Below are 24528 nucleotides of genomic sequence, written 5' to 3' on the forward strand. Positions count from 1 at the left end.
GTTCTGGCGGCAAGGTCTTTTCAGACCTCGGCGCGCACGTCGGTTACGGGCATGATCAGGTCAACCCGCAGCCCCCCAAGCGCCGAGCGCGCATAGTCCATCCGCCAGCCTTGAGCGCGCGCGCAGGCCTGGGCGATTGACAGCCCCAAGCCGTTGCCGCCCGGACGGGCGTTGGCCGCCCGGAAGAAGCGATGGCCGAGGCTGGTCAGATCGGAGAAGCCGACGCCGGGGCCGTCGTCTTCGACGATCAGTCGGGTCAAATGTCCGTCGGCCTCCAGGCGGACCTCGACGCGGGATTCGGCATAGGTGGCGGCGTTGGACAACAGGTTGCCGAGGATGACGGAGAGCGGATGGGGTTGCGCGTGCAGGCTCAAGGGGCCGGGCCGATGGATCGCGATGCCGGGGTGGTCTCCCGCCCGCTTGATGAGATCCGGCCAGAGGTCGGCCAGCGGGATCCAGCGTCGCTCCTCCAGGGTCGATGAGAGGGCCTCGCTGCGCGACATTTCCAGCAACTGGCTGACCAGTCGCGCGGTGCGATCGACGGACTCGGTCATCTGCGCCAGGGCGCCGTCGCGCACGGTCTTGTCCTTGGCGGCGGCGGCGATCTGGGCCTGGACGCGCAGGCCGGCGAGGGGGGTGCGCAGTTCATGCGCCGCAGCGGAGATGAATTGCGACTCGCGCTGTCGCGCCGCGTCCAGACGCCCGATGAGGCCGTTCAGGGCGTCGGTGAACGGCTTGAGTTCGTCGGCGGCCTCGGGCGTCATGACCGGGGTCAGGTCATCGGCGTCGCGCGCGGCGATGGCGCGGGTGACCGACCGGATCGGGGCAAGGCCGCGACCCACCGACATCCAGATCAGGCCCGCCATCGCCAGCAGCCCCAGCCCGGCCGGGGCGATCAGGCCTGCGATCACGCTCTGAACCAGATGGTCGCGCATGCCGAGATTGTCGCCGACCAGGACGCGGACGCCGGCCTCGCGGTTCTCGACGGCGTAGACACGCCAGCGCTCCCCGTCGATCACCGTCTCGGAGAACCCCGTCGCAGCGGTCGTGAGACGCGAACCCGGAGCCCCGTCCGAACGACCGATGAGCGCGCCGTCAAGCGACCAGATCTGGCAGGACAGCTGGCGGGCGTAGGAGGTTCGGCTCGTGGCGGACGCCAGCGCCGCGGCGTCCGACGGTACGCGGGCGACATCGCCGCTGGACAGCAGGGACGACACCATGCGCGAGGCCTCAATCAGGCGGGCGTCGAGGACGCGCTCGACCTCGTGCTGGGTGCGGACATAGACCCAGCCCGCCGCCAGGCTCCAGACGACCGTCGAGGCAAGGGCGAGGATAACGAACAGTCTGAGGCGAATCGAGCTCATCGCAAGGCGTATCCCAGGCCGCGCATCGTTCGGATCAGATCGGCGCCGAATTTGGCGCGCAGATGGTGGATGTGCACTTCCACGGCATTGCTGCCGATGTCTTCCTGCCATCCATAGAGCCTCTCTTCCAGTTGTCCGCGCGACAGCACCTGGCCCGGACGCTCGATAAGGGCCTCCAGGATCGCGAACTCGCGGCGCGAGAGGGGGACGTCCCGGTCGCCCAGCCAGGCGAGACGGGCCTTCGGATCGAGAACGAGATCGCCGTGTTTCAAGGGCGCGGACGCCCGCCCGAGGACCCTGCGACGGACCGCTCTCAGCCGCGCCGCGAGCTCCTCCAGATCGAAAGGCTTGCCGAGGTAGTCGTCGGCGCCCGCATCCAGGCCCTCGACGCGATCGGGTGCGGAGTCCCGGGCGGTCAGGAGCAGCACGGCCACCGCCATCTCGCGGCGTCGGACGAAGCGCAGCACCTCCAGACCGTCGCCGTCCGGCAGGCCGAGATCCAGCACGACGGCGTCGAAGCTGGAACAGTCCAGAGCGGCCAGGGCGTCCTGGACGGTGCCGGCGACATCGACGGTCCAGCCATAGGTGGTCAGACCGACCTGAAGGCCGTTGGCGAGAATGGGGTCGTCTTCTACGGCAAGGATGCGCATGGCGATCGGATCGGCCTCCAGGCTTAAGGCTGACTTAAGCTGCGATGACGATCGACGCCGCATGAAAAAGCGCTTCGCCTTCATTTCCGGCGTGAGACTGGCCCTCGCCCTGGTGATCATGGCGCTGGCCGGAACCTTGCCCGCCGCAGCCCAGGCGCCCCTGTCTCCGCAGGACGCCTTCGACCTCTCGGTCACCCGCACCGAGGCCGGCGATGTGACCTTCGCGTGGCGCATCGCGCCCGGACACTATCTTTACCGGGGCCATACCGTGGCCACGGCGGCGGACGGCAAGACGGCGCTCGCCCTGGACCTGGCTCCGGGCCAACAAAAGGACGACCCCGGCTTCGGCGTCGTCGAAATCTGGCGCGACGCCGGCCAGGCGACCCTGACCCAGGCGACGCTCGAGGGCGCCGGCTCTTCCCAAACGGTCAACATCACCTATCAGGGCTGCGTCGAGGACTCGATCTGCTACCCGCCCGTCACCGAGACCGTGGCCCTGCCGGTTCTGCCGGAAGGCCGCGCGGCGCCCGCGCAAACCCTGGCGACCAGCGACCCTTCGGACGCGGTCGCGGCGAGCGCCAGCGCCCTGGCGATCGCCGCCGCCGAAGCGTCGTTCGCCGAAAGCCCCGGCGGCGTCGCCGCCCCGGGTCCCGTCGCCTCCGGAACCGGCGAGGTGCAACTCCAGTCGGGCGGCGGAATGGTGGAATCCCTGTCCCTGCACGGCGGCGCCCCTTGGGTGCTTCTGGCCTTCTTTGGTTTCGGAATTCTGCTGGCGTTCACGCCCTGCGTCTTCCCCATGTACCCCATCCTCGCCGGCGTGATCGGACGGGGCGTGGACGGGCGCGACCCCCGGCGGGGTTTCATCCTGTCCGGGTCCTATGTTCTGGGCCTGGCGTCCGCCTTCGCGCTTCTGGGCATGGCGGCCGCCTGGTCGGGGCAGAATCTGCAGATGGCGCTGCAATCCGTCTGGGCGGTCGGCGCGCTGTCGCTGGTCTTCGTGGTTCTGGCCGCGTCCATGTTCGGACTGTTCGAACTCCAGCTGCCGTCCGCCTGGACGTCGCGGCTGTCGGTGGACCGGGGCACGGGCCGACGCTCGGCGCCCTCCGCGGCGGGCATGGGATTCGTATCCGCCTTGATCGTGGGGCCCTGCGTCACCGCGCCGCTCGCGGGAGCCCTGCTCTACATCGCCCAGACCGGCGATCTCGCGCTGGGGGCCGGCGCCCTGTTCGCCCTGGGTCTCGGCAAGGGCGTGCCGCTGATCATGTTCGGCACCATGGGCGCGCGCCTTCTGCCCAAAGCCGGCCCCTGGATGAACCGCGTCAAGGCCGTCTTCGGTTTCCTGTTCCTGGCGACCGCCTGGTGGCTGGGATCCCGCATCCTGCCGCCGGTCGTGACCCTGGTGACTGGCGCCGCGCTCCTTCTGATGGCGGCCGCGGCGCTCGGGCTGTTCCAGCGTGATCCGGCGCACGGCCTCGGCGCGCGGATGGCGCGTGTCGCGGGGCTGGCGGCGACCGTCTGGGGCGTGATGCTGTTGGTGGGCGCGGGCGCGGGCGCGACCGATCCCCTGCAACCCCTCGAGCCCTTCGGCGGCGTCCGGGCGGCGGCGGCTCCCCCGGACTACACCGAAACCGTGGTGACCGACGAGGCCGGGCTGCGACAGGCGACCGCCCTGGCGAGCCAGTCCGGACGGCCGTCGCTGGTCTATTTCACGGCGGACTGGTGCGTGAGCTGCAAGGTCATCGAACGCGAGGTCTTCGAGGATCCCGAAGTCCGGGCCCGTCTGGGGGAGGTCTCTCTGATCAAGGTCGATGTCACAAAGACCGACGTCGAGGCGCGGTCCCTGATGGAAGCCTTCGCCGTGGTTGGTCCCCCGACGATGATCTTCCTGGATGCCGAAGCGCGCGAGCCCGCCGATACGCGGATCGTCGGCGAAACCGGAGCCAAGGGCGTTCTTGACGCCCTGACCCTGGCGCAGGGAGGCTGAGATGGGCGCGATCGTCATCGGGCCTCTGGTCCTGTCCGCCGAACGGTTCGCCATCATTCTCGGCGTGGCGGCCTTCCTGATCGTGTCAGGGATTCTCGCGAGCCGGGTGAGCGGACGGTTCAACCCCTGGAGCACGGTGGTGGCGCTGGGCGGCGTGGCCATAGCGCGCCTGGCTCATGTGATCGGTCACTGGTCCTATTTCGAAGGGGACCTGCTGCGAATTTTCGCCGTCTGGCAGGGCGGTTTCTCCTGGCCCTGGGCCCTGGTCGCGGTCGGCCTCGCCAGCCCTTTAATTCTCAAACAGCGCCGTCTGATGGCCTATGGGCTCGCTCCCGTGATCGCGGCGGTCTTCGTCTGGAACGTCGCCTACCAACTGACCGCCCAGACCGACGCCAAGCCGATGCCGGACCTTACCCTGGCTCAGATCGACGGCGCCCCGCTGAACCTCGCCGAGGGCGACGGCCGACCGACCGTGATCAATGTCTGGGCCACCTGGTGCCCGCCGTGTCGCCGGGAAATGCCGGTCCTGGCGGCCGCCGAGGCGGCCAATCCGGACGTCCGGTTCCTCTTCGTCAACCAGGGCGAAGGTGCTGAAACCATCAACCGCTTCCTCGACGGCCAGGGCCTGGAGCTGGACACCGTCCTGCTCGACGAGGCGATGGCCTTGCCGAGACACTATGGGACCCTCGGCATTCCGGTGACGCTGTTCATCGACGCCGACGGCGCCCTGCGAAAGTCGCACATGGGCGAGATTTCGCCCGAACAGATCGACGCCGAACTGCAGGCCATCGCCCGCTGACGGTTCCACATCATTCGAGACAGCACTGGAGAAGAGCATGCTCAACACACATCATATGGTCGCCACCGTCCTGGGCGCCCTGGCGCTCGCCGCCTGCAACCCCGCGGGAGCCGAGAATTCCACGACGGAATCCGCCGGCACGGCCACGCAGGACGGTGCCCTCGTCACCAGCGTCGGCTTCGCCGACCTGCTGCGGACGCCGGCCGCGCCGTTCATCGGGGCGGAGAAGGCCGACGTCACGATCATCGGCTTCATGGACTACAACTGCCCCTACTGCCGCCAGATGAACCCGGAACTGGCGGCCCTGCTCGAAGCCGACCCCAAGGTCCGCATTCTTTACAAGGACTGGCCGATCTTCGGCGAGCCGTCCACGGCCGCGGCGCGGACCGCGCTCGCGGCTGGCTATCAGGGCAAATACGAAGCCGTTCACAACGCCTTCATGCGCTCGGCCAATCGCATCGCCGGCGAGGACGACATTCGGACCCTGGCTGAATCCGCCGGCGTGGACATGACCCGGCTGGATCGTGACCTCCAGACCCACCGGGCCGAGATCGACGCCGTCCTGGACAGAAACAAACGCGAGGCCTCCGCGTTGGCCCTTCAGGGCACGCCGGCCTTTATCATCAACGGCAACCTGATCCCCGGGGGTATGCCCCTGGCGCAGCTACAGGCGGTGATCGCCCGCATCCGCGCGGGAGAGCCGCTCCGCTGAACGGAGCACGACCGCCTTGGCCCATCTGACCCTGCTTCAGCTCAACGACCTGCACGGCTATCTCGAGCCTCATCCAGAACTGGTGCGAACCGGAGGCGGCTGGCGGTTCGAGAGGCTGGGCGGGCTGGCACGCATCGCCTCGATCTTCGCCAAGGCGCGGGTCGAGTCGGAGGGCGCCGTTCTGACCCTGGACAACGGCGACACCTTCCACGGCACCCATGTCGCCCTGGAGTCGAAGGGCGAGGCCCTGGTTCCGTTGATGAACGCCCTGAAGATCGACGCCATGACGGCGCACTGGGAGTTCGCCTATGGGCCGGCCGGATTCGCCAGGCTCGCCGCGCAGCTGGACTATCCGGTGCTGGCCGCCAATGTCTTTCGCAAATCGGACGGCGCTCCAGCCTTTGAGGGGCGTCGCGTGTTCGACCGCGGCGGACTCAAGGTCGGGGTCGTCGGACTGGCCTGTCCCATCGTCGACAAGACCATGCCCCCCAGTTTCAGCGAGGGACTGCGCTTCGAGATCGGCGTCGAGGAATGCCGGGATCACGTCGCGGCGCTGCGCTCGGACGAGGGCGTCGATCTCGTCGTGGTCCTGTCGCACCTCGGCTTTCCCCAGGACGTCCAGCTCGCCAACGACGTGGCGGGCATCGACGTCATCCACAGCGGCCACACCCACAACCGCATGCATGAGCCGGTGGTGGTGAACGGTGCGATCATCTTCCAGTCCGGCTGTCACGGCGCCTTCGTCGGACGGCTCGACCTGGACGTCGAGGCGGGGCGGATCGTCAGCCATCGCCACCAGCTGATCCCCGTTGACGACGGCTGGCCCGAGGATCCGGAGATGGCGGCCCTGGTCGAGAACGCCATGGCGCCGCACCGGGACAGGCTCTCCGAAGTGGTCGGCCGCACGACCCGGCCGCTGCACCGCTACGCCATGCCCAGCGCGCCGATGGACGACGTCCTTCTCGACGCGATCGCGGCGGCGGCCGAGGTCGAGATCGCCTTTTCCAACGGGTGGCGTTACGGCGCGCCGGTCGCGCCAGGCCCGGTGACCCTGAACGATCTCTACAACATCATTCCGATGAACCCGCCGGTCTCCCGGGTCGATCTGACCGGAGCGGAGATTCACGAGCTTCTGGAAGACAATCTCGAGCGCACCTTCGCCGCCGACCCCTATGCCCAGATGGGCGGTTACATAAAGCGCTGCCGCGGCCTGACGGTGTTCGTGAAACTCGAGAACCCGAAGGGCGAGCGCGTCGATCGCCTGTTTGTCGGCGATGAGCCAGTCGATCCGGAGCGCGTCTACCCTTGCGCCTTCGTCACCACCCAGGGCGTGCCCAGGCGATATGGAACCGGGCGTCGCGATCTGCAAATCGATGCGATCACGGCCCTGCGACGCTGGCTGTCAAGGAACGTCGTCGGCGACGGTCTGCGGCCCCCCAGCGTCATTGTCGTCTGACCCTCGCGCCGTTCATCCCGCATCCTTTGCGCAATCATGGAAGTTATTGCGCCTGACGGCATCCGTCACGCCGGAGGATCATCGATGCGATACATCAGCCATGGCGGCGCGCAGGTGGCGGCGCTGCATGACGAGAAGACCGGCAGCTGGCAGTATGTGGTCAGCGATCCGGACTCGGGCGTGGCGGCGATCATCGACCCGGTGTGGGATTTCGACGAAAAGGCCGCCGCCACCTCCACCCGCAATGCCGACGCGCTTGTGGACCATGTCCGCGAGGCCGGCCTGAAGGTGGAGTGGATTCTCGACACCCACCCGCACGCCGACCATTTCTCCGCCGCTCCCTATCTTCACGAGAAGCTCGGGGCACCGACGGCCATTGGCGAAAAGGTTCGGGGCGTCCAGGCCCTGTGGAAGGACATCTACCGGCTCCCCGAAAGCTTTCCGACCGACGGGCGTCAGTGGGACCGGTTGTTCGCCGCCGGCGACACCTTCCGGATCGGCGGACTGGAGGGCCGGGTGATGCTGTCCCCCGGCCACACCCTGGCGTCGATCAGCTATGTCGTCGGCGGCTGCGCCTTCGTGCACGACACCCTGATGATGCCCTATGCGGGCACCTCCCGCGCCGACTTTCCGGGCGGTGACGCCCACGTGCTGTACGGCAGCATCCAGGACATCCTGGCCTTGCCGGAAGAAACCGGCGTCTTCGTCGGCCACGACTACGGGCCGGACGGTCGGGAACCTGCCTGCTTCAGCACCGTGGCCGATCAGCGCCGCGACAACATCCACGTCGGCGGCGGGCGCTCCGAGTCCGAATTCGTCACCCTCAGGGAGGCGAGGGACGCGACCCTGCCGCTGCCCAAACTGATGCTCTACGCCCTTCAGGTGAACATCCGCGGCGGCGTCCTGCCCGAGGCGGAGGCCGACGGTCGTGTGTTCTTCCGTATTCCCGCCAACTATTTTCCGGTCAGCCTGGGTTGAACGACGGACGCCGCAAGGCGCCGCCGCCCTCGCCCCCGCCGCCACCCGGCCCAGGAGAGAACCGTCATGGACATTCGCCCGCTCGATGAAACCCTCTCGATCTCGCCGCCGCTGAGTCCGGCGGACCTGCCGTCCCTCGCCGCCCGGGGCTATCGTTCCGTCATCTGCAACCGCCCCGATGGCGAGGCGCCCAGGCAGCCCGCGGCCGCCGAGATCGCCGCCGCGGCCGAGGCCGCCGGTCTTGAGTTTCGCCACATCCCCGTGGTTGGCGACGCGATCGGGGAAGCGGACGTCGCCACCTTCAGGGTAGCGTTGGCCGATCTGCCCGGGCCGATCCTCGGCTTCTGCCGCCCGGGCGCGCGCACGACGAAGCTCTGGGCCCTCGTAGGCAAGGACGAGCAGCGGGCGGCTGCCCTGATCGCGACGGCGAAAGGCGCCGACCATGATGTGACCGGCCTCAAGCCGCGCCTCGAAGGACCCATCTGATGCCCGCGCCCGCGGCCCAGGGACCCGGGCCGTGACGACCCTGAGCCTGCTTCAATATTTCCTCGGTGCCGGCGCCGGCGCGGTCGTGGGCTTCTCGCTCGGCTTGGTCGGCGGCGGAGGATCCATTCTGGCCGTGCCGCTGATCGTCTATCTGGTGGGCGTGAAGGATCCGCATCTGGCGATCGGGACCAGCGCGTTCGCGGTCGCCGCCAACGCCGCCGCCAACCTGGTCAACCATGCTCGCGGCGGCACGGTGAAATGGAAGATCGCCGGCCTGTTCGCCGGGGCCGGCGTGATCGGGGCGCTGGTCGGCTCCACCCTCGGCAAGGCCATAGACGGACAACAGCTGCTGGCCCTGTTCGCGGTGCTGATGCTGGTCGTGGGCGCGCTGATGATGCGCGGCCGATCGGCTTCGGGCGATGCGACGGTCCTGTTGACGCGGTAGAACGCCCCCAAGCTGATCGGCACAGGAACGGCGACCGGCATCCTGTCCGGGTTCTTCGGGATCGGCACAGGAACGGCGACCGGCATCCTGTCCGGGTTCTTCGGGATCGGCGGCGGCTTCCTGATCGTGCCCAGCCTGATGTATTCGACCCGCATGCCGATTTATTACGCCGTGGGCTCGTCGCTCGTCGGCGTGACGGCCTTTGGCCTGACCACGGCGTTCAACTACGCCCTGTCCGGCTGGGTCGACTGGCCGCTGGCCTTCGCCTTCGTCGGCGGCGGCGTGGTGGGCGGGTTGTTCGGCTCGCGACTGGCCAGGCACCTTTCCGACAAGAAGGGCGCGCTGAACTCGGTGTTCGCGGCGCTGATCTTCGTCGTGGCCATCTACATGCTCTATCGAAGCGCCGATGCGCTTGGGTTTGTCTAACCGATGTTTTCAGGCGACCGGAGGTTCTTAAGGCTGGCGTAAGTCTCGGGCGCTCTGGATGACGCCCAATCATCAAAGGAAACGCCAGATGACACAGTTGGTTGACGGCGAAAGAGATTTCACGACCAGGCTCGACCGGCGACGGCTCCTGGCGGTCAGCGTCGCGGCGAGCGCGGCGGCCTACGCCGGGACTGCGGTGGCGGGTCACGGGCCGGGGCCGGGGCTCGGCATCGCGACGGCCCCCAATCCCCATGTGTTTCCGCTGATCCTGGCGATGAGCCTAAATCCCTCGCTTCCAGTGAGACTGCTGCCGATCGCCGAGTCTCGGGACGCCGACGCCCTGTTCGCTTCGGGCGAGGCGGATGCGATGCTGGCGATGACCTATGTCGCCGCCCGGAAGGGTCTGTCCGGCGCCGTTCCCGATCTTCGGCTGCACACCCTGACCACCTGGCGAGGCTTCTTCCAGGTCGCCGTTGGCGGTGTGCGCGGGTTTCAGGACCTGAAGGGCCTGACCACCATCGTCAGCGGGCCGGTCGGATCCGGTCGAGGCGGCGGCGGAGACCTGATCTTCCAGGCGGCCGCCCGTCGCCAGGGGGTCGATCCCGTCAACGATCTCCAGGTGGAGTATCTTCCGATCAAAGCGGGCATGCAGCGCATGATGTCGGGCCGGGCCGGCGCCATCACCGTGCCCAGTCCGGGAAGCACGGGCCTGGTCGCCCGATCAAGAACGCCGCCGGCAGCCGCGCCGGCGGCGCCGTTCACGGCCCTGGACCTGCAGGCGATTTTCTCAGGGTTCGCTGCCTTCCCCGCCGACCAGTTACCACTCGGCGGCCTGCATGTTTCGGACAGGGTCTTGGGGGTGAGCGAGAAGCGCCGGCAGCTCGAGGTCGTCGTCGAGGCCTACCGCGACGCCGCGGAGCGGCTAACGGCCGATCCGGCGCTTTACGCGCCGGTGGTCGCGGCCAACTACGGACGGCATTTCGACCGGGTCGGCGCCGGCGGCTTGTCCGCTACGCTGCTCGCGCGCGCCCTCCACTCAGGCGATCTCGTCTACCGCGCGGAGCGCCCGAATCCCGCGCTTGGACGCGATCTGCGGGCCTGGGTGGGCGAGGTCCTGGGTCGACCGGTCGGCGCGGACTTCCTCGTCGAGGGCGGATGAGTAGACCCTGCGAATCTGGCGGCGGCGCGACCGACGGATCAAGGCGACCCGCCGTTCGTTACGGCCCTGCGAGACTGCAACGCGTCGGCCTGGCGCCATCAATAAGGACCGCCCCATGAAGTCGCATATCCTGATCGTCGGCGGCGCGCTCGCGTCGCTCCTGTGGGCCACGGCAGCCCTGGCCGATCCGTTGCATGTCTACGGGCCGGGCGGGCCTGCCCCGGCGATGCGCGAGGCCGCCGAAACCTACACGAGGACGTACGGACGCGAGGTGACCGTCGTCGCCGGTCCGACGCCGCAATGGCTGGCCAACGCCAAGCTGGACGCGGATGTGATCTTCAGCGGCTCGGAGACAATGATGACCGACTTCGTCACCGCCATGGAGGGGCGTATCGAAGCCGCAAACGTCGAGCCCCTCTATCTGCGCCAGGCGGCGATCCTGGTGCGTCCGGGCAACCCGGGTACGATCGAAGGCTTGGCCGACCTGTTCGAGCCGGGCCACCGGATCGTGGTGGTTAACGGCGCAGGACAGGACGGCCTGTGGGAAGACATGGCCGGACGCGCGGGCGACATCCGCAGCGTGCGCGCGCTCAGGAAGAACATCGTCCTGTTCGCTCCCAACAGCGCCGAGGCCAGGACGGCCTGGGTCGCCGACCCCACCCTGGACGCCTGGATCATCTGGAACATCTGGCAGGTGGCCAATCGGGAGGTGGCGGATCTGGTCGAGGTCGAGGAGCCCTACCGGATTTATCGCGACACGGGCGCGGTCGTGACCACGCTGGGGCGCGAGGATTCGGACAGCCAGAAATTTCTGGAGTTCCTTCAATCCCCGGCGGGCGCGGAAATCTTCCAGCGCTGGGGCTGGATGACCGACGCGTCTCAAGATGAGCCCAACGACGATTGATCGCCACGCGATATCTGCAACGGAGACAAAGCCGTGACCTACTATTTTTCCAGGACCCTCGAGGGCGGTTTCGACGAGGTGGTCGGCCGGACTCGCGAGGCGCTGAAGCAGGAAGGTTTCGGGGTCATCACCGAAATAGACGTTCAGGCGACGTTGAAGACCAAGATCGACGTGGACTTCCGACCCTATCTCATCCTGGGCGCCTGCAATCCGGCGATGGCGCATGAGGCGCTGCAACTCGAGGACAAGGTCGGCACCATGCTGCCTTGCAATGTGGTGGTGCAGGAACGCCCAGACGGGATGATCGAGGTCGCCGCGATCGATCCGGTCGCCTCCATGCAGGCGATCGGAAATCCGGCGCTGTCGGACAAGGCGGCGGAGGTCGCGGCGAAGCTTAAGGGGGCGCTGGAGCGGATATGATCTGTTCCCCGGCCTGCAGACAGGCCCCAGAGTGGCGGTTCCCGGGAGGATCCGAGGTCTCACAGACCAGGCCTTGCCTTCCCTTCAGATCGCGACCATCGCTGAGCGTCGGCGGGCCAGTGCCTTGGCGGCACAGGTGTCCGGCGAACCGCAGAACTTCAACCTCGAGTGCGCCGAAGGCCTTCGAGGAACTCGACGGGGTGGGGCGGATGAAGTCCTCAGCCGACTGATGATTCCAGTGCGGTCGAGGGCGGCGACTAACGGCCAGGAAGCCGCTCAGAGGGCCGCCGTCCCTCCGCCCGGACGACGCGATACCATAGACACAAGCCCTGCCGTCGCCAGCAGGGCGAACACGGCGCCGGCGAGGAAGGTCGTCTCCGGTCCCATCCGGGACCACAGCAAGCCGGCGACGACACTGGCCGCCAGCAAGGTCACGCCGCTGGCGAGATTGAACAGACCAAAGGCCGTTCCACGCATGTGCGACGGGGCCGTATCCACCACCAGAGCCGCCAGCAATCCCTGGGTCAGGCCCATGTGCAGGCCCCACAGGGCGACCCCGATCAGAACACCGGGAATAGTCGCCACGAAGGCAAGGACCATGTCGGCGGCGATCAGAATCGCGAGGCCCAGGATGAGCAGCCAACGTCGACCCATCCGGTCCGACAGGCTCCCGGCGGGCGCGGCCACGACCGAATAGACCACATTCATCACCACCATCACCACGGGCACAAGAGCGATGGCGAGGCCGACATCCTGCGCCCTCAACACCAGGAAGGCCTCGCTGAACCGCGCCATGGTGAACACCACGCCCAGGGCGACGACAGACCAGAACGCTCCGCCCATCGCGAGCACATCGATCCATCGGATCGGCGGTCGCGGATGACGCACGCCGTCGACGGGGCGGGGCTCCTGGACCGCGAAGATGAGCACCACGACCGCAAGCGCGGCTGGAACCACGGCCCAGGCGAATACCGCGCGGATGTCGCCTGCGAGAACGAACATGAGGCCCATTGCCACGAGGGGGCCGGCGAAAGCGCCGATCGTGTCGAGGGACTGGCGCAGACCGAACGCCGCCCCGCGGATCCCGGGCGGCGCGATGTCGGCGACCAGGGCGTCGCGGGGCGCGCCGCGAATGCCCTTGCCGACGCGGTCCGCGAATCGCGCGCCGAACACCTCGAACGGGGTCACCGCGAGCGGAAAGATCGGCTTGGTCAAGGCGCCCAGGCCATAGCCCGCCACCGCCAGCCATTTGCGGTGGCCAAGGCGGTCGCTGAGCCAGCCGGAGAAAACCCTGGTGATCGACGCCGTGGCCTCGGCGACGCCTTCTAGCAGTCCAACGAGCGCGACGCTCGCGCCAAGGCCGGTCACCAGAAAGACGGGCAGGAGGCTGTGAATCATCTCCGACGAGACGTCCATGAACATGGAGACGAAGCCGATCGCCCAGATGCTTCGGGGGACCGCTCGAAGGCCGGACCTGAGGGGTGCGCTCATGCCGTTGGTCTTAGCCCGGATCGACGCATCCAGACGAGTAGCCGACCGACGCTCATGGTTTTGAAAGCTCGCCCGGGCAAGTTGAGGCCCATGAGGACAGGATCGAAATCCGCCCAAGCCGACGCCGACCGTCGTTCCATTCAACGGGAGCGCTGCGTTTTGCGCTGCCGGATTACTTACGGTCCCTGGAACGAGGTCGTGGACGCGATCCTTCGCGACCTCCACGAGGACGGCGCGCGGCTTCGCCTGAGTTCCCGCGTCGTCTTGACGGGCCGACTGCGCCTGGAGATCCAGCCGGGCGGCGCCGTGCATATGGCGGATGTCGCCTGGCGACGTGGCGATGAAATCGGAGTCCGATTGGTCGAGACGCTTGATGAGACGGTCGAGCGGCAGATCGAGACTCTGCAGCGCGCCGGCGCACGGATGCGTCAATCAAGGTTTCCGGCGCCGAACGACGGCAGCTACTAGCCGCGAACACCGGCGTCAGTGCGGGCAGCGCAGATTTCAGGACCGGCCGATGAGCTGACCGCTTGACGGCACGTCCAACCCAGATGCCCCGGTCCGGCATCGGGTCCAGGCCCGGTCGACCCGGGCGGCCGCAAGCTTTGGACGACCATCAGTGCAGCACTTCGCCGCCGACCGGATCGACCTGTCGAAGTTGGCCGGCCGCGTCCTGGACAAAAACCTCGACCCGAGCGCCCTTGTCGATCAGCGTCGTCGCCCGGACCAACGCGGACTCGATCGCGTCGACGCTGAAGTCGAATTGTCCGGAATTCCGTCCATCGCGGAGAACGCGCCAATCGCCATCGCCGCGGATCACGGTGAACTGGATGACTTCGGGGTCTATGGCCAAGGGATCACTCCTTCCCTCACCGCCCGTGCCGCAAGCGGTCGGATTCAACCTATCCGGCTTCAGGGCAAGTTCAACAGGACCCTGAGCCAACCGATTTGCTGGAAATGCTCAAGGCTCTCGAACAGGGGGAGGGCCAGCAGCATGACGAGACCGTCTCTGAGCGTCGTGAGGAAGAACCGGGGCCTCACCTCGATGATCTCCTGGTCTCGCCACATCGAGAAATTAGGCCAGAAGCGCGGCGTGCGCGCGACATAGGCTGCGTAGGTCGGCCCGAAGGCGTCGGCGAGCCACGCCTCCTCGCGTTTCACCGTGGCGGCGAACACCAGCACGGCGATCAGGACGAAGAGCCCTGCGATGGTCGCGCTGCCGGTCTGGGCGCCCATGCCGAAGGCGCCGAGGAAGCTGAAGACATAGAGCGGATTGCGGCTGACCGAATAGGGTCCGCGATCGACGATCTCGGCCTTCTTGCGCCCGCCAATGTAGAGCGAGCACCAGGCCCGGCCGACAATGCAGATGATGATCGCCGCCATGCCGAATGTTTCGAGGCCCTCGTGCCATTCCGTCTCGCCGCCGATGGACTGGGTGATCGCGGCCAGGGCCACGACAGACAGGATCGCGACCAGCAGAACGGCCTTGCGGATCAACTGAACGCGGCGGAGGTCGAGGGGGCGAACCGAGCCTGAGGTGGTCATCTGGAACCCGTCTTGAGTGGCGACCGCACCGCGCATCCGGCGGCGACGGCAATGAGGATAGCGTGTCCGTTCACCGCAGTCTCAGCGTCTGATCCGTTTGATGATCATGGCGAGACCGCGACGGTGATCGGCTGTGAGACCCGACGCAGATACGGCTTTGGAAAGCTCCATGAACCGAGGGCGGCACAGAAGAAGGCGGGCAGGGGCCGGCCCGTCATCCGCCAGTGGAGGCCCTGCGGCTTTTCGGTGCGCTCGCCCGCCTCCGGGCGCGGCGCGGTCAAGCGACGGCTCGCTGCTTTTTGGCCCGGAGGCTCCAGCTCGTCATCAGGACCATGGCGATCAGGATGGCGAGCAACACCGCCGTTGATCCAATGGTGCCGAAGCCGAGGCCGCCCTTGTCCGGCGTCTTGGTGAGCAGGTCGCCCATCGTCGCGCCGAATGGTCGGGTCAGCACGAAGGCGATCCAGAACAGCACCGTGCGCGAGATACGGGTGAAGAAGTAGGCGAGCACGGTCAGGCCGATCCCGGCCGCGATGAGCAGATTGCTGAGTCCGTAGCCGAGACCCGAACTGTCGGCCAGGAAGTCTCCAAGGGCGGTGCCCAGGGTGTTGGAGACGAGGATCGCGATCCAGTAGAAGGTTTCGATCTTCGGATCGCGGATGTGATCGACGGCGATCGAGCCCGTCGTCAGGCGCCAGGCCGCGAGCACGGCGACCAGCGTCGTGGCGATAAGGGTCGCGCCGGTCGCGTAGCCCAGGCCGAGACTTCGATCCATGAAATCCGAGAGGGTCGTGCCCGCCGTGCTCGTGGCGAGGATGACGGCCCAGTACAGGAAGGGGTGGAACCGCCGGGCCCTCAACTGGAGCGTGAGGGCGACGACGAAGAAGCCGATCAACACCACCGAGCTCGCGGCGTAGCCGATGTTGAGCGTCATCGACAGCAGGTCGCCGCCGGTTTCGCCGACGGTGGTGGCGCAGATTTTCATGACCCAGAAGGCGAAGGTGACCGTGGCGACCTTGCTCGCCGTATCTGCGATCGGAGGAGAACCGGCATGGGTCATGCGGCAAGGCTTTCTGTAGTCGCGCGCTCGAACCCGATCGAAGCGACCAGGCCGGGCTCGCCGGATTGAAGTGAAAGTCGGGCGTCGTGCAGGGCGGCGATCGCGGCCACGAGGGCGAGGCCCAGGCCGGAGCCCGGAGATCCACGGCTGTGATCGAGGCGATAGAAGCGCTGGGTGACCTTCGACAAATCGGCCGACGGGATTCCCGGGCCGTTGTCCCGAACCGCGAGGATGACCCTGCCGTCCTCGATGCGGGCGTCGAGGCCGATGTGAGCCGGCGCGGGCGAGTGGACAATCGCGTTTTCGACCAGGTTGGACACCATCTGAACCAGGAGATCCTCATCTCCGGTGATTGCGGCCCCGGTTTCCGTTCTGAACCCCAGCACGTGCCCGGCTTGCTCGGCGACCGGCTGATAGGCCTCGAACACCCGTTGCATCATCTGGCCGGCGTCGATCGGGCCGAAGCTCGACCGTCCGGCACCCGCCTCGATCTGGGCGATCCGGAGCAGCGCCGCGAAGATGTCGAGCGTCTGGTCGAGCTCTGTGAGGGAGAGATCGACCGTCGCCTGAAAGGCCTCGACCGTGGTGAGGTTCGCCCTCGCATGTTCCAGGCGATGCCGCAGCCGGTTCAGCGGGGTGCGCAGATCGTGGGCGATATCGGACGAGACATGACGTATCGCCTCCATCGAGGCCTCCAGTCGGTCCAGCATGCGATTGAGGTTCCGGCGCAGCGCCTCGAACTCGGTTCCGAGCCCGATCGGCGGCATTCGGTCGCTCAGATGACCCTGCATGATCCGCGCCGTCGCCGCGTTCACGCGGTCGAGCCGGCGGGCCAGGACGGCGCCCGACGCCAATCCTCCGATCGCCGCGAGCACGGTCATGCCGATCACGCCCCAGATCGTGAGGAGCCCCATCCACTCGCGCAGTTCGTGAATGGCGTAGTTGCTCTTGCCGACCACAAGGGAACCCCGTGGGAGTTGAGTGACCAGCACCTCGATCGTGGCCAGTTCGCCGGACGTTTCCCGACCGTCCGGCGGCGCCGGCGCCGTGACCTCGCTGAAGCCTGCGACGGTGGGCCTTGCTGGAAGCCCGCCCGCTAGGACGCGGCCCTCGGCGTCCAGAACGAGGTATTTCAGCGCGTCGGCGGCCTGGATTCGAGACGCGACCCGGCGCGCCAGGATCGCAGGGTTCTCAGCGCCGCCGTCCGACAACAGAATCCGGGTTTCCGTTCGCAAGTCATCGCGGATCGAAGCGTTCGCATAGCTGGCGACCGACCAATAGAAGGCTGTGAACATCAGGGCGCCGCCGAGCGCGAAGATCACGGCGAACACGGCCGCCAGCCGCAGGGCGGACGAGGCCAGGAATCTAGGCGCAGTCATCGATCATGTATCCCGCGCCACGGACCGTATGGATGAGATCCTGACCGAAGGGCCGATCGACCTTGGCCCTGAGCCGGCTCATATGGGCGTCGACCAGATTGGTCTTCGTATCGAAGTGAAATCCCCAGACCTTGTCCAGCAACATGGCCCGGGTGACGACTTGACCGCTATGGCGGACAAGAAACTCCAGAAGCCTGAATTCCTGGGGCGTGAGGTCCAGCCGGGTCGATCCGCGCCGCGCCGTCCGGGCGGCGAGATCAAGCTGCAGATCTCCCACGTCGAGGACGGGTCTCAGATCGATGGACGGCGAGCGCCTGCCCAGGGCCTGCACCCGCGCCAGCAGTTCGCTGAACGCATAGGGCTTGACCAGATAGTCGTCGCCGCCCGCCTCAAAGCCTTCGACACGGTCGCGGACGCCGCCGACCGCGGTCAGGAATATGACGGGCGTGGCCTTGCCCGCGTCGCGAACCGCCCGGACCACGGACAGGCCGTCGCCGCCCGGCACCATACGATCGATGATCAGAACGTCATGCGCGCCCTCGAGCGCCAGATGCAGCCCGTCGTCGGCGTTAGTGGCGAGATCGACCGTATGCCCGGCCTCCGCGAGCCCGCGTTGCACGAACTCGGCGGCCTCGGCGTCATCTTCGAGAAGGAGGAGTTTCATTTGGGCCACTCGGTGAGGAACCGCCGCCCCCCGATGAGGGACGGCGTCCTGGTCAATCGTTGTCTTCGGGACCTTCGTTGGCTTCGTCGGCTTCTTCGGCGACCGCGCTCACCGCCCCGCTGGCGGCATCCACGGCATAGGTGGCGACGCGGTCGCCGCTTGCGATCTCGACTTCCCAGCTACGGCCGTTTTCGTCGTCGAACGAGGCTTCCATGGCCTTGCCCGATCCCTGGCGTTCCGCGATGGCTACGGCTTGGGCCAGCGAGACGCGCGCGCCGTTGACGGCGGCAATCTCATCGCGTTCGTCCTCGCCAGGCGGGCCCGGATTGGCGGCGACCGCCGCCCCGCCGATGGCCGCGGCCGAGATCAGCGCCGCCGCCGACAAACCGAAAATGAGTTTCTTGCGAGTCATGTGACGTCTCCATTCGCCCAGCATCGGGCGTGATCGAACACTAGGCCGGCCAACCTTCGCCAATGCTCTCGCGCGCATTACAAGTTGGAAACACGCTTGCTCCGGGTTCACCGTGAGGGTCCTGATCGTCGCGACGCGTCTGAGTGTGGAATACAGGCCGAGGAACAATCATGCATCGTCCGACCAACTTGCTAGGCCTGAACGCGCTCAGACAGCGGCGGTCGACCCTTCGGAACATCAACGAACAGACCAGAGAGCGGCTGTCTCCGCTCGACCGCTTCGCCATCACGATCACGACACGGGTCGGAACCATGGGGTTCTTCCTGATGATCGCCACGTGGTCGGTTTTTTGGCTCGGCTGGAACCTGCTGGCCCCGGTTCATCTCCGGTTCGACCCCCCGATGGGGTTCGTGCTCTGGCTGTTCATCTCCAATCTCATCCAGATCCTCCTGATGCCGTTGATCATGGTGGGCCAGAACATTCAGGGGCGTCACGCGGAAGCCAGAGCCGACGAGGATTTCGCCGTCAATCAGAAGGCCGAGCTCGAGGTGGAGGAGATCATCCGGCATCTCGAAATCCAGACAGAGATCCTCCAGCGACTTGACGGAGCGAGCAAAGGCTCTTCGTCAGCGTGACCAGAACATCTGTCGAAAAAGCCGGTGGCCCGCGACTTCGTGCAGGATCGCAAGGCTGGCGTGACCGACGAGATACGCCCAGACGAGTTTGGAAAACAGTTCATGGACGCCCAATCCCGCCGTGCGGACCGCTTCGGGCAGGACGGCGAGAAGGGTCATCGTCCCTGTGACGGCCATGACGCTGACCACGATCAGACCGAGGCCGTGGACGGCATGCGCGAAGGGGTGAGAGCCGACGTCAGGCAGCCGTCCACGCCGCCAGGCGGACAGGTGGAGGCGGAAGTCACGCCAGACGGCGAGGGTCGCTTTCGGCGAGAACCATGGAACCAGAAGCCCGAAGCGGGCCTCGCCCCGACGGACCAAAGTCCACAACCAGTAGGCCAGCAGAAGTCCGAGACTGGTAAGGCCCACCCATTCGTGAAGCTCGAACGCGAAGTTTTCGGCGCGTCCGGGCTTCGGCGCGATCATGAAATTGATAATCACCAGTTGATGGATCACCGCAATGGCCAGGAGCCCGTGCAGGGCTTTGGTCAGCAGGCTTCGGTCTGTTGACATCAGGCAGTCTCCTGGGGGCAGGTCGAGGTTCGCTCCGGTAGGGCGACCTCTCACCTTTATACGCAAATAACCAGCCAAGCCCTCAAACAAATCTACTCTAAAAATGCGAAGCATTCGCGAAACGGCAAGTACCGTCGTTGTCGGTTACTGATGGTATTGACCCGCTCCACCTTTCGGCCTTGAAGATGCGGTCCAGACAGGAGCGAGGGGGATGCCTTTGCACCGGGAAAGACACCTCGTGGAGAGGATTGGCTGGCTTCGCGCCGCGATCCTCGGCGCCAACGACGGGATCGTTTCCACCGCCAGCCTCATCGTCGGCGTGGCTGCGGCGGCGGCGCGGCCCAGCGACATCTTGCTGACGGGGATCGCCGGTCTGGTCGCAGGCGCGATGTCGATGGCGGCGGGTGAATACGTCTCGGTCAGTTCCCAATCGGATACCGAAGCGGCGGATCTGGAGCGCGAGGCGGACGAGCTCGCCGCCGACCCCGAGGCTGAGGTCGCCGAACTCACCGCCATCTATGTCCGACGTGGCCTCACCGACGAAACGGCCGCCGCCGTAGCCCGCCAGTTGACGGCTCATGACGCGCTGGCCGCTCATGCCCATGACGAGCTTGGTCTGGTTCCCGGAATGAAGGCGCGGCCGGTGCAGGCGGCCCTGACGTCGGCCGTGACATTCTCCGCCGGCGCCGGCTTGCCCCTCCTCATCGCGCTTGGAGCGCCCCCGACCTGGGTCGCGCCGGCCGTGGCGACCGGAGCGCTCGTCTCGCTCGCCGGGCTTGGGGCCATCGGCGCCGCTGCCGGCGGGGCAGGCCGGTTGCGCGCGGCCGGGCGGGTGGCGATCTGGGGCGCTCTGGCCATGGCGGTTACCTCCGCGGTGGGCGCGGCGGTGGGCGCGTCGCTCTGAAGCCCGGCGACCGGAGGCAAGATCGCGACCGCCCGGTAACCGCGAGCCATCCGCACCGCCCGAGCGCGCTCGACCCGTGACGAAGCCCGGGCGTGCTGTTCGCGTCTCCCGGGATCATCTCTCCCGGTTCTGGAACAGATCGGCGGGGGCCGCGGAGGGTCGATCGGCCTGGGATCGCCCCTGATCCTTCAGCCGTCGCAGGCGTCGCGTGAGATCCTTGAGGATCAGCTGTCGGGCCCGTGGCTGCATTTTGCGCCAGGATCGAATCTCCGGAACCGAACGGCCACAGCCCACGCACCAGCCGGTTCGGCCATCGAAGCGACAGACGTCGATGCAGGGCGAATCAGAACTCATGGCGTGGCCGCCGCAGGCAGGACGCCGATCGCTGTCGGCGCGGGGATCGCCTCATCCGTTCTGGCCACGGCGGGCAGGAGCCGGGCCGAGTTGAGAATGAAGGCGAGCTCCGACGCGACGTGGATGAAGGCGGCGAACAGCGGATTGAGAAAGCCCGCGGCCGCCAGACCGATCCCCAGGGCGTCGATGGCCAGGGTGCCGGCGAAATTCTGCCAGATGATCCGACGCGTCCGTCGCGCGATCCGCAAGGTGTCGACGAGGCGCACGAGATCATTTCCCAGAAGGACGACATCGGCGCTTTCCTGGGCGACGTCCGTTCCCGAGCCCATGGCGATGCCGACGCTCGCGGCGGCCAGCGCGGGTGCGTCATTCACGCCGTCGCCCACCATGGCGACGATCCGCTTCTGCCCCACGAGCGTCTGGATGCGGGCGAGTTTGTCTTCCGGGAGTAGGCCCGCTTCGATGTCCCGGATGCCGAGGCTGGCTCCCACGGCCTGGGCGACGGGAAGAACGTCGCCGGTCAGCAGAAGGGTGCGGATGCCGAGGCCATGCAGCGCTTCTATGGCGCGCCTGGCTTCCGGTCGTACGGTGTCGGCGACCGCGATCGCGCCCAGCAGGCGACCATTCCGGGCGACGTATACCTCTGAGGCCGCCTGGACGCCGACGCTGAGCGCGCCGGGGATCGACACCGCGTTGTCCTGCATCCAGGCCTGATTGCCGACAAGGATCACGGAGTCCCCCACCCTGGCGACGATCCCTCGGCCTGGCGTGTAGGCGAAGTGTTCCGGTTCGGTCACCGTTCGTCCCCGGCCCAGGGCGTAGGCGATGATCGCCTTTCCCAGGGGATGTTCGGATCGCAATTCGGCCGAAGCCGCCGCGTCGATAAGGTCGTCCGGCGTTGCGCCGGCCACGGTCACGACCGCCTGGACCTCGGGCCGGCCGAAGGTCAGCGTTCCCGTCTTGTCGAGCACGACAGTATCGACCTTGCCGAGCGTCTCCAGATGGACGCCGCCCTTGATGATCGCGCCGAGCCGGGCGGAGCGACCGATACCGCCGAGGATGGCCAGGGGCGTGCCGGCGGCGATGCCGCAGGCCCCGGCGACGATGATCACTGAAATCGTGGAATAGATATTCTGGGTGATCAGATAGGTCAGGACAGCCGAGCCGAGGGCGAAATAGACGAGGTAGCCCGCCATGCGGTCCGCAAGGCGTTGAACCGGCGCTCGGGAGCGCTCCGCGCGCTCCACCGCCTCGATGATCTTGCCGTAGCTTGTGTCCCTGCCGATACGCTGGGCTTCAACTTCGAGCGCGCCGGACTGATTGATGGATCCCGCGAAGACAGCGGTCCCTTCCGTCTTCTCCACCGGCATGGATTCACCGGTGATGCGGGACTCATCCACGAACGAATGGCCTGACAAGACCGCGCCATCGACCGGAATACGTCCGCCCGGCGCGACGAGGATCGCGTCGCCGATGTTGAGTTCCTCGGCCGAAATGGTTCGGATGGCGCCTGTCCGGCGAACCGAGACCTCGCGGGGTAGAAACTCCAGCAGATCGCGGATGGCCTTGCGGCCGCGGCCGACTGTCAAACCCTCCAGCACCTCGGCCACCAGCACGAAGAGGGTGATGATCAGCGCCGTGAAGAACTCGCCGATCGCCGCCGCGGCCACGATGGCGATCGTCATCGACAGTTCCATGGTCATGCGACGCTGAAGGACGTTCTCGAAGGCTTCCTTCAGGATCGGCCAGCCGCCCACCAGCAGACCGACGGCTCCGATCAGGCTGATCCCTTCAAGCGGCTCCCAAACCCGGAACCACACGAGCGCCGCTGTCACCGCCACGAAACCGATGCGGATCGCCTCCGGCCACTCGAACGGATGCTCGTGATCGTGACCATCGTCGTCGTGGTCATGGTCGTGATCGTGGTGATCGCGGTCATGACCGGCGTCGACAGGGGCTTGCCCGGAACCGCCCTCACAATTCGGGGCGGCCGGGACGATCGTGCGGGCCTCCGCCTGGTCGGCGAGGGCAGGGAGGCTGCGGCCGGATTGTTCGCCCATTGGACAGTCCATTTTCTGGCTGAATGCGGGTGACGTCATGCCGGCCCAGAAGGTTTGGCCGGTTGCGCGATCCTGATTTTCCGGTCGCGAGGTCGATCGTCGGCGGTCGTCGTCGCCATGGGCCCGGCTACTTTGAATAGCGACGAATAATGGCGATCAGTTCGTCGGCCCCGCTCCGGCGCTCGGCCTCGTTCAGATCGGGGCGGGCCACGTGGTGCCGCAGGTGATCCTCGATCAGTTCCTCCAGCAGCCCGCCCATGGCTCCCCGCGCCGCGGCGACCTGCTGCAGAATTTGCGAACAGCCGGCCTCGGACTCGATCGCGCGTTCGATTGCACCCAGCTGTCCCGCAATGCGACGGACCCGGGTTACGAGCTTCTTCTTGTTCGCGGAGGTGTGCGCCATGGATACTCCCCTATAGTATCTTGCGGCGGCGCGCGAGACCCTCTAGAAGGCCGCTTCCTGTTGGGGAGTAGCTTCCGGCGTTTGATCGCCGGGGTCGGATCAACACGCTCGCGTTTCGACGCGTGGTCCGACCAGCGGAACCGCCGCCTAGCGAGACCAGCGCGTCCCACCGCCGCACCGGCCGGAGTGGGAAGCGCTGTCTGTCGCCCGGTGGAAATCCGCAATGACCCCCGTCGCCATCGCTATCCTGTCCCTCAGCATGTCCACGGACGCCTTTGCGGCCGCCATCGGACGGGGGGCCACACATCGGCCGACCCTGCCCGGGGCGCTCAAGGCGGGCCTGGTGTTCGGCGTCATCGAGGCCATCACGCCGGTGATCGGCTGGGCGCTCGGCATGGTCGCCGCCGGCCTGGTCGAACGGATCGACCACTGGATCGCTTTCGGCCTCCTGGCCGCCGTGGGCGGAAAGATGATCTGGGAGGCGACCCGCGCCCGTGTTGAGGAGGAGAATGACGCTCCACGCCGGTCGGGGCCGTGGGGACTGATCGCCACGGCGGTCGGGACCAGCATCGATGCGGCCGCCGTTGGCGTCGGTCTGGCCTTCATCGGCGCCAACATCTGGGTCATCGCCGCTTCGATCGGTTTTACGACCTTCCTGCTGACCACGCTCGGCATGCTGATCGGCCGGGCGGTCGGCCAGCGCTTCGGCGAGATCGCCGAACTCTTCGGAGGTCTGGCGCTGGTCGTCCTCGGGTTGACGATCCTGCTCGAACACCTGGGTGTTTTCGGGGGCTGAAAAGGACGACAGGGCGTGGGTTAAGAATCAGTCGCGGCCATCCTGCGCTCATCCACTGGCCTGCGCGCGCCGCCTCTCGCCTGCCGAGCGGGGGCGGGCCGTTCGGAGACCGCGGACGGGCCGAGGGCGCGCCGCCTGGCCGCTGTCAGAGATATTTGGTGATCGCCTTGAACGCGACGACCGCCTGTCGGGCTTCCGCCGGATCGCCGTCCGAAGCGTGCGCGAGGCAATGGTCGATATGGTCGTGGATCAGGGTCTTCTTGGCCGCTGCGACCGCCTTTTCGATCGCATGAAGTTGCTGGGCCAGGTCGAGGCAGCTGCGTCCCGCCTCGATCATGCCGATGGTCTTGCGCAGATGCCCCTCGGCGCGTTTCAGCCGATTGACGATCTCGGGGTGGGATTCATGAGCGACGTGAGCCATGATGTAATGCTATCCCCCTGGAGGGGATATGACTAGCTGCTTCATCCGCGCGTTTCAGACGGTTCC

28 protein-coding genes and 1 pseudogene are annotated in these 24528 nt (G+C 67.0%); 15 read left to right on the plus strand and 14 right to left on the minus strand.

The genetic code is table 11. The features are described from left to right. Positions 1 to 20: 20 nt before the first annotated feature. Positions 21 to 1364 (minus strand): ATP-binding protein, encoded by a 1344-nt coding sequence (locus Q8Q71_RS07130; protein ID WP_305758930.1) that lies wholly within the window; start codon positions 1362 to 1364, stop codon positions 21 to 23. Continuing rightward, positions 1361 to 2014, minus strand: coding sequence for a response regulator (locus tag Q8Q71_RS07135; RefSeq protein ID WP_305758931.1), 654 nt, complete (start codon positions 2012 to 2014; stop codon positions 1361 to 1363). The genes Q8Q71_RS07130 and Q8Q71_RS07135 overlap by 4 nt, the downstream gene beginning before the upstream one ends. Positions 2015 to 2075: 61 nt before the next feature. Between Q8Q71_RS07135 and dsbD the strand changes: the two genes are divergently transcribed. From dsbD to Q8Q71_RS07185, 10 genes and pseudogenes are all read left to right on the plus strand, one after another. Beyond that, positions 2076 to 3998: a protein-disulfide reductase DsbD gene (gene dsbD / locus Q8Q71_RS07140; RefSeq protein WP_305758932.1), complete on the plus strand. Its 1923-nt coding sequence runs from the start codon at positions 2076 to 2078 to the stop codon at positions 3996 to 3998. Between the two features lies 1 nt (position 3999). Beyond that, entirely contained in the window at positions 4000 to 4797 is a 798-nt protein-coding gene (locus Q8Q71_RS07145) for a TlpA disulfide reductase family protein (protein WP_298747962.1), read from the plus strand. 37 nt (positions 4798 to 4834) lie between these two features. Beyond that, on the plus strand, positions 4835 to 5509 hold the full coding sequence (locus Q8Q71_RS07150) for a DsbA family protein (RefSeq protein WP_298747965.1): 675 nt from the start codon (positions 4835 to 4837) through the stop codon (positions 5507 to 5509). A 16-nt stretch (positions 5510 to 5525) separates the two neighbouring features. Continuing rightward, on the plus strand, positions 5526 to 6965 hold the full coding sequence (locus tag Q8Q71_RS07155) for a bifunctional UDP-sugar hydrolase/5'-nucleotidase (RefSeq protein ID WP_305758933.1): 1440 nt from the start codon (positions 5526 to 5528) through the stop codon (positions 6963 to 6965). A gap of 84 nt (positions 6966 to 7049) precedes the next feature. Continuing rightward, on the plus strand, positions 7050 to 7943 hold the full coding sequence (locus Q8Q71_RS07160; protein ID WP_305758934.1) for an MBL fold metallo-hydrolase: 894 nt from the start codon (positions 7050 to 7052) through the stop codon (positions 7941 to 7943). Positions 7944 to 8009: 66 nt separating this feature from the next. After that, entirely contained in the window at positions 8010 to 8429 is a 420-nt protein-coding gene (locus Q8Q71_RS07165; RefSeq protein ID WP_305758935.1) for a TIGR01244 family sulfur transferase, read from the plus strand. Between the two features lie 40 nt (positions 8430 to 8469). Then, positions 8470 to 9300: pseudogene (locus Q8Q71_RS07170) on the plus strand (sulfite exporter TauE/SafE family protein). Between the two features lie 88 nt (positions 9301 to 9388). Then, entirely contained in the window at positions 9389 to 10459 is a 1071-nt protein-coding gene (locus Q8Q71_RS07175) for a hypothetical protein (RefSeq protein ID WP_305758936.1), read from the plus strand. Positions 10460 to 10574: 115 nt separating this feature from the next. After that, positions 10575 to 11363 carry a substrate-binding domain-containing protein gene (locus Q8Q71_RS07180; protein ID WP_305758937.1) on the plus strand — a complete coding sequence of 263 codons (789 nt, stop codon included), beginning with the start codon at positions 10575 to 10577 and terminating at the stop codon, positions 11361 to 11363. A 33-nt stretch (positions 11364 to 11396) separates the two neighbouring features. Continuing rightward, positions 11397 to 11783, plus strand: coding sequence for a DUF302 domain-containing protein (locus Q8Q71_RS07185; RefSeq protein WP_305758938.1), 387 nt, complete (start codon positions 11397 to 11399; stop codon positions 11781 to 11783). A 276-nt stretch (positions 11784 to 12059) separates the two neighbouring features. Here Q8Q71_RS07185 and Q8Q71_RS07190 read toward each other — a convergent pair whose 3' ends face one another. Next, positions 12060 to 13418: an MFS transporter gene (locus tag Q8Q71_RS07190; RefSeq protein ID WP_371315935.1), complete on the minus strand. Its 1359-nt coding sequence runs from the start codon at positions 13416 to 13418 to the stop codon at positions 12060 to 12062. On the opposite strand from Q8Q71_RS07190, the gene Q8Q71_RS17220 reads away from it, so the two are divergent. Then, positions 13365 to 13742, plus strand: coding sequence for a PilZ domain-containing protein (locus tag Q8Q71_RS17220; protein ID WP_371315936.1), 378 nt, complete (start codon positions 13365 to 13367; stop codon positions 13740 to 13742). The two genes, Q8Q71_RS07190 and Q8Q71_RS17220, sit on opposite strands and share 54 nt — an antisense overlap. A gap of 148 nt (positions 13743 to 13890) precedes the next feature. Here the strand turns inward: Q8Q71_RS17220 and Q8Q71_RS07195 are convergent, their stop codons facing one another. The 6 genes from Q8Q71_RS07195 to Q8Q71_RS07220 form a co-directional block, all read right to left on the minus strand. Then, positions 13891 to 14175 carry a hypothetical protein gene (locus tag Q8Q71_RS07195; RefSeq protein ID WP_305758940.1) on the minus strand — a complete coding sequence of 95 codons (285 nt, stop codon included), beginning with the start codon at positions 14173 to 14175 and terminating at the stop codon, positions 13891 to 13893. A gap of 11 nt (positions 14176 to 14186) precedes the next feature. Then, positions 14187 to 14819, minus strand: coding sequence for an isoprenylcysteine carboxylmethyltransferase family protein (locus tag Q8Q71_RS07200; RefSeq protein WP_305758941.1), 633 nt, complete (start codon positions 14817 to 14819; stop codon positions 14187 to 14189). A 277-nt stretch (positions 14820 to 15096) separates the two neighbouring features. Beyond that, a complete protein-coding gene (locus tag Q8Q71_RS07205) occupies positions 15097 to 15879 on the minus strand; it encodes a hypothetical protein (RefSeq protein ID WP_305758942.1) in 783 nt (260 codons plus the stop codon). Further along, complete coding sequence (locus tag Q8Q71_RS07210; RefSeq protein ID WP_305758943.1) at positions 15876 to 17210, minus strand: HAMP domain-containing sensor histidine kinase; 1335 nt, start codon at positions 17208 to 17210, stop codon at positions 15876 to 15878. The genes Q8Q71_RS07205 and Q8Q71_RS07210 overlap by 4 nt, the downstream gene beginning before the upstream one ends. Before the next feature lie 34 nt (positions 17211 to 17244). Further along, on the minus strand, positions 17245 to 17922 hold the full coding sequence (locus tag Q8Q71_RS07215; protein ID WP_305758944.1) for a winged helix-turn-helix domain-containing protein: 678 nt from the start codon (positions 17920 to 17922) through the stop codon (positions 17245 to 17247). A 52-nt stretch (positions 17923 to 17974) separates the two neighbouring features. Continuing rightward, the gene (locus Q8Q71_RS07220; protein ID WP_305758945.1) at positions 17975 to 18334 is read right to left on the minus strand and encodes a PepSY domain-containing protein; all 360 of its coding nucleotides are present in this window, start codon (positions 18332 to 18334) and stop codon (positions 17975 to 17977) included. Between the two features lie 170 nt (positions 18335 to 18504). Between Q8Q71_RS07220 and Q8Q71_RS07225 the strand changes: the two genes are divergently transcribed. Beyond that, positions 18505 to 18969 carry a DUF1003 domain-containing protein gene (locus Q8Q71_RS07225; RefSeq protein ID WP_305758946.1) on the plus strand — a complete coding sequence of 155 codons (465 nt, stop codon included), beginning with the start codon at positions 18505 to 18507 and terminating at the stop codon, positions 18967 to 18969. Here Q8Q71_RS07225 and Q8Q71_RS07230 read toward each other — a convergent pair. Next, positions 18961 to 19524 (minus strand): cytochrome b/b6 domain-containing protein, encoded by a 564-nt coding sequence (locus Q8Q71_RS07230; protein ID WP_305758947.1) that lies wholly within the window; start codon positions 19522 to 19524, stop codon positions 18961 to 18963. The genes Q8Q71_RS07225 and Q8Q71_RS07230 overlap by 9 nt on opposite strands. A gap of 211 nt (positions 19525 to 19735) precedes the next feature. Between Q8Q71_RS07230 and Q8Q71_RS07235 the strand changes: the two genes are divergently transcribed. Continuing rightward, positions 19736 to 20428, plus strand: coding sequence for a VIT family protein (locus Q8Q71_RS07235; RefSeq protein ID WP_305758948.1), 693 nt, complete (start codon positions 19736 to 19738; stop codon positions 20426 to 20428). Positions 20429 to 20542: 114 nt separating this feature from the next. On the opposite strand, the gene Q8Q71_RS17225 is transcribed toward Q8Q71_RS07235, so the two are convergent. Together Q8Q71_RS17225 and Q8Q71_RS07240 are read right to left on the minus strand one after the other, a co-directional pair. Continuing rightward, positions 20543 to 20782, minus strand: coding sequence for a DUF1289 domain-containing protein (locus tag Q8Q71_RS17225; protein WP_371315937.1), 240 nt, complete (start codon positions 20780 to 20782; stop codon positions 20543 to 20545). Further along, the gene (locus tag Q8Q71_RS07240; RefSeq protein ID WP_305758949.1) at positions 20779 to 22623 is read right to left on the minus strand and encodes a cation-translocating P-type ATPase; all 1845 of its coding nucleotides are present in this window, start codon (positions 22621 to 22623) and stop codon (positions 20779 to 20781) included. The genes Q8Q71_RS17225 and Q8Q71_RS07240 overlap by 4 nt, the downstream gene beginning before the upstream one ends. A gap of 42 nt (positions 22624 to 22665) precedes the next feature. Between Q8Q71_RS07240 and Q8Q71_RS07245 the strand changes: the two genes are divergently transcribed. Continuing rightward, positions 22666 to 22875, plus strand: coding sequence for a hypothetical protein (locus tag Q8Q71_RS07245; protein WP_305758950.1), 210 nt, complete (start codon positions 22666 to 22668; stop codon positions 22873 to 22875). A gap of 94 nt (positions 22876 to 22969) precedes the next feature. Here the strand turns inward: Q8Q71_RS07245 and Q8Q71_RS07250 are convergent, their stop codons facing one another. Then, positions 22970 to 23245 carry a metal/formaldehyde-sensitive transcriptional repressor gene (locus tag Q8Q71_RS07250; RefSeq protein WP_292124877.1) on the minus strand — a complete coding sequence of 92 codons (276 nt, stop codon included), beginning with the start codon at positions 23243 to 23245 and terminating at the stop codon, positions 22970 to 22972. Between the two features lie 223 nt (positions 23246 to 23468). Here Q8Q71_RS07250 and Q8Q71_RS07255 point away from each other — a divergent pair, with 223 nt between their 5' ends. After that, entirely contained in the window at positions 23469 to 24041 is a 573-nt protein-coding gene (locus Q8Q71_RS07255; protein WP_305758951.1) for a manganese efflux pump MntP family protein, read from the plus strand. Between the two features lie 145 nt (positions 24042 to 24186). On the opposite strand, the gene Q8Q71_RS07260 is transcribed toward Q8Q71_RS07255, so the two are convergent. After that, positions 24187 to 24462 (minus strand): metal-sensing transcriptional repressor, encoded by a 276-nt coding sequence (locus Q8Q71_RS07260; protein WP_300470746.1) that lies wholly within the window; start codon positions 24460 to 24462, stop codon positions 24187 to 24189. Positions 24463 to 24528: the final 66 nt, after the last annotated feature.

This window comes from Brevundimonas sp., from assembly GCF_030704825.1.
GTDB lineage: Bacteria > Pseudomonadota > Alphaproteobacteria > Caulobacterales > Caulobacteraceae > Brevundimonas.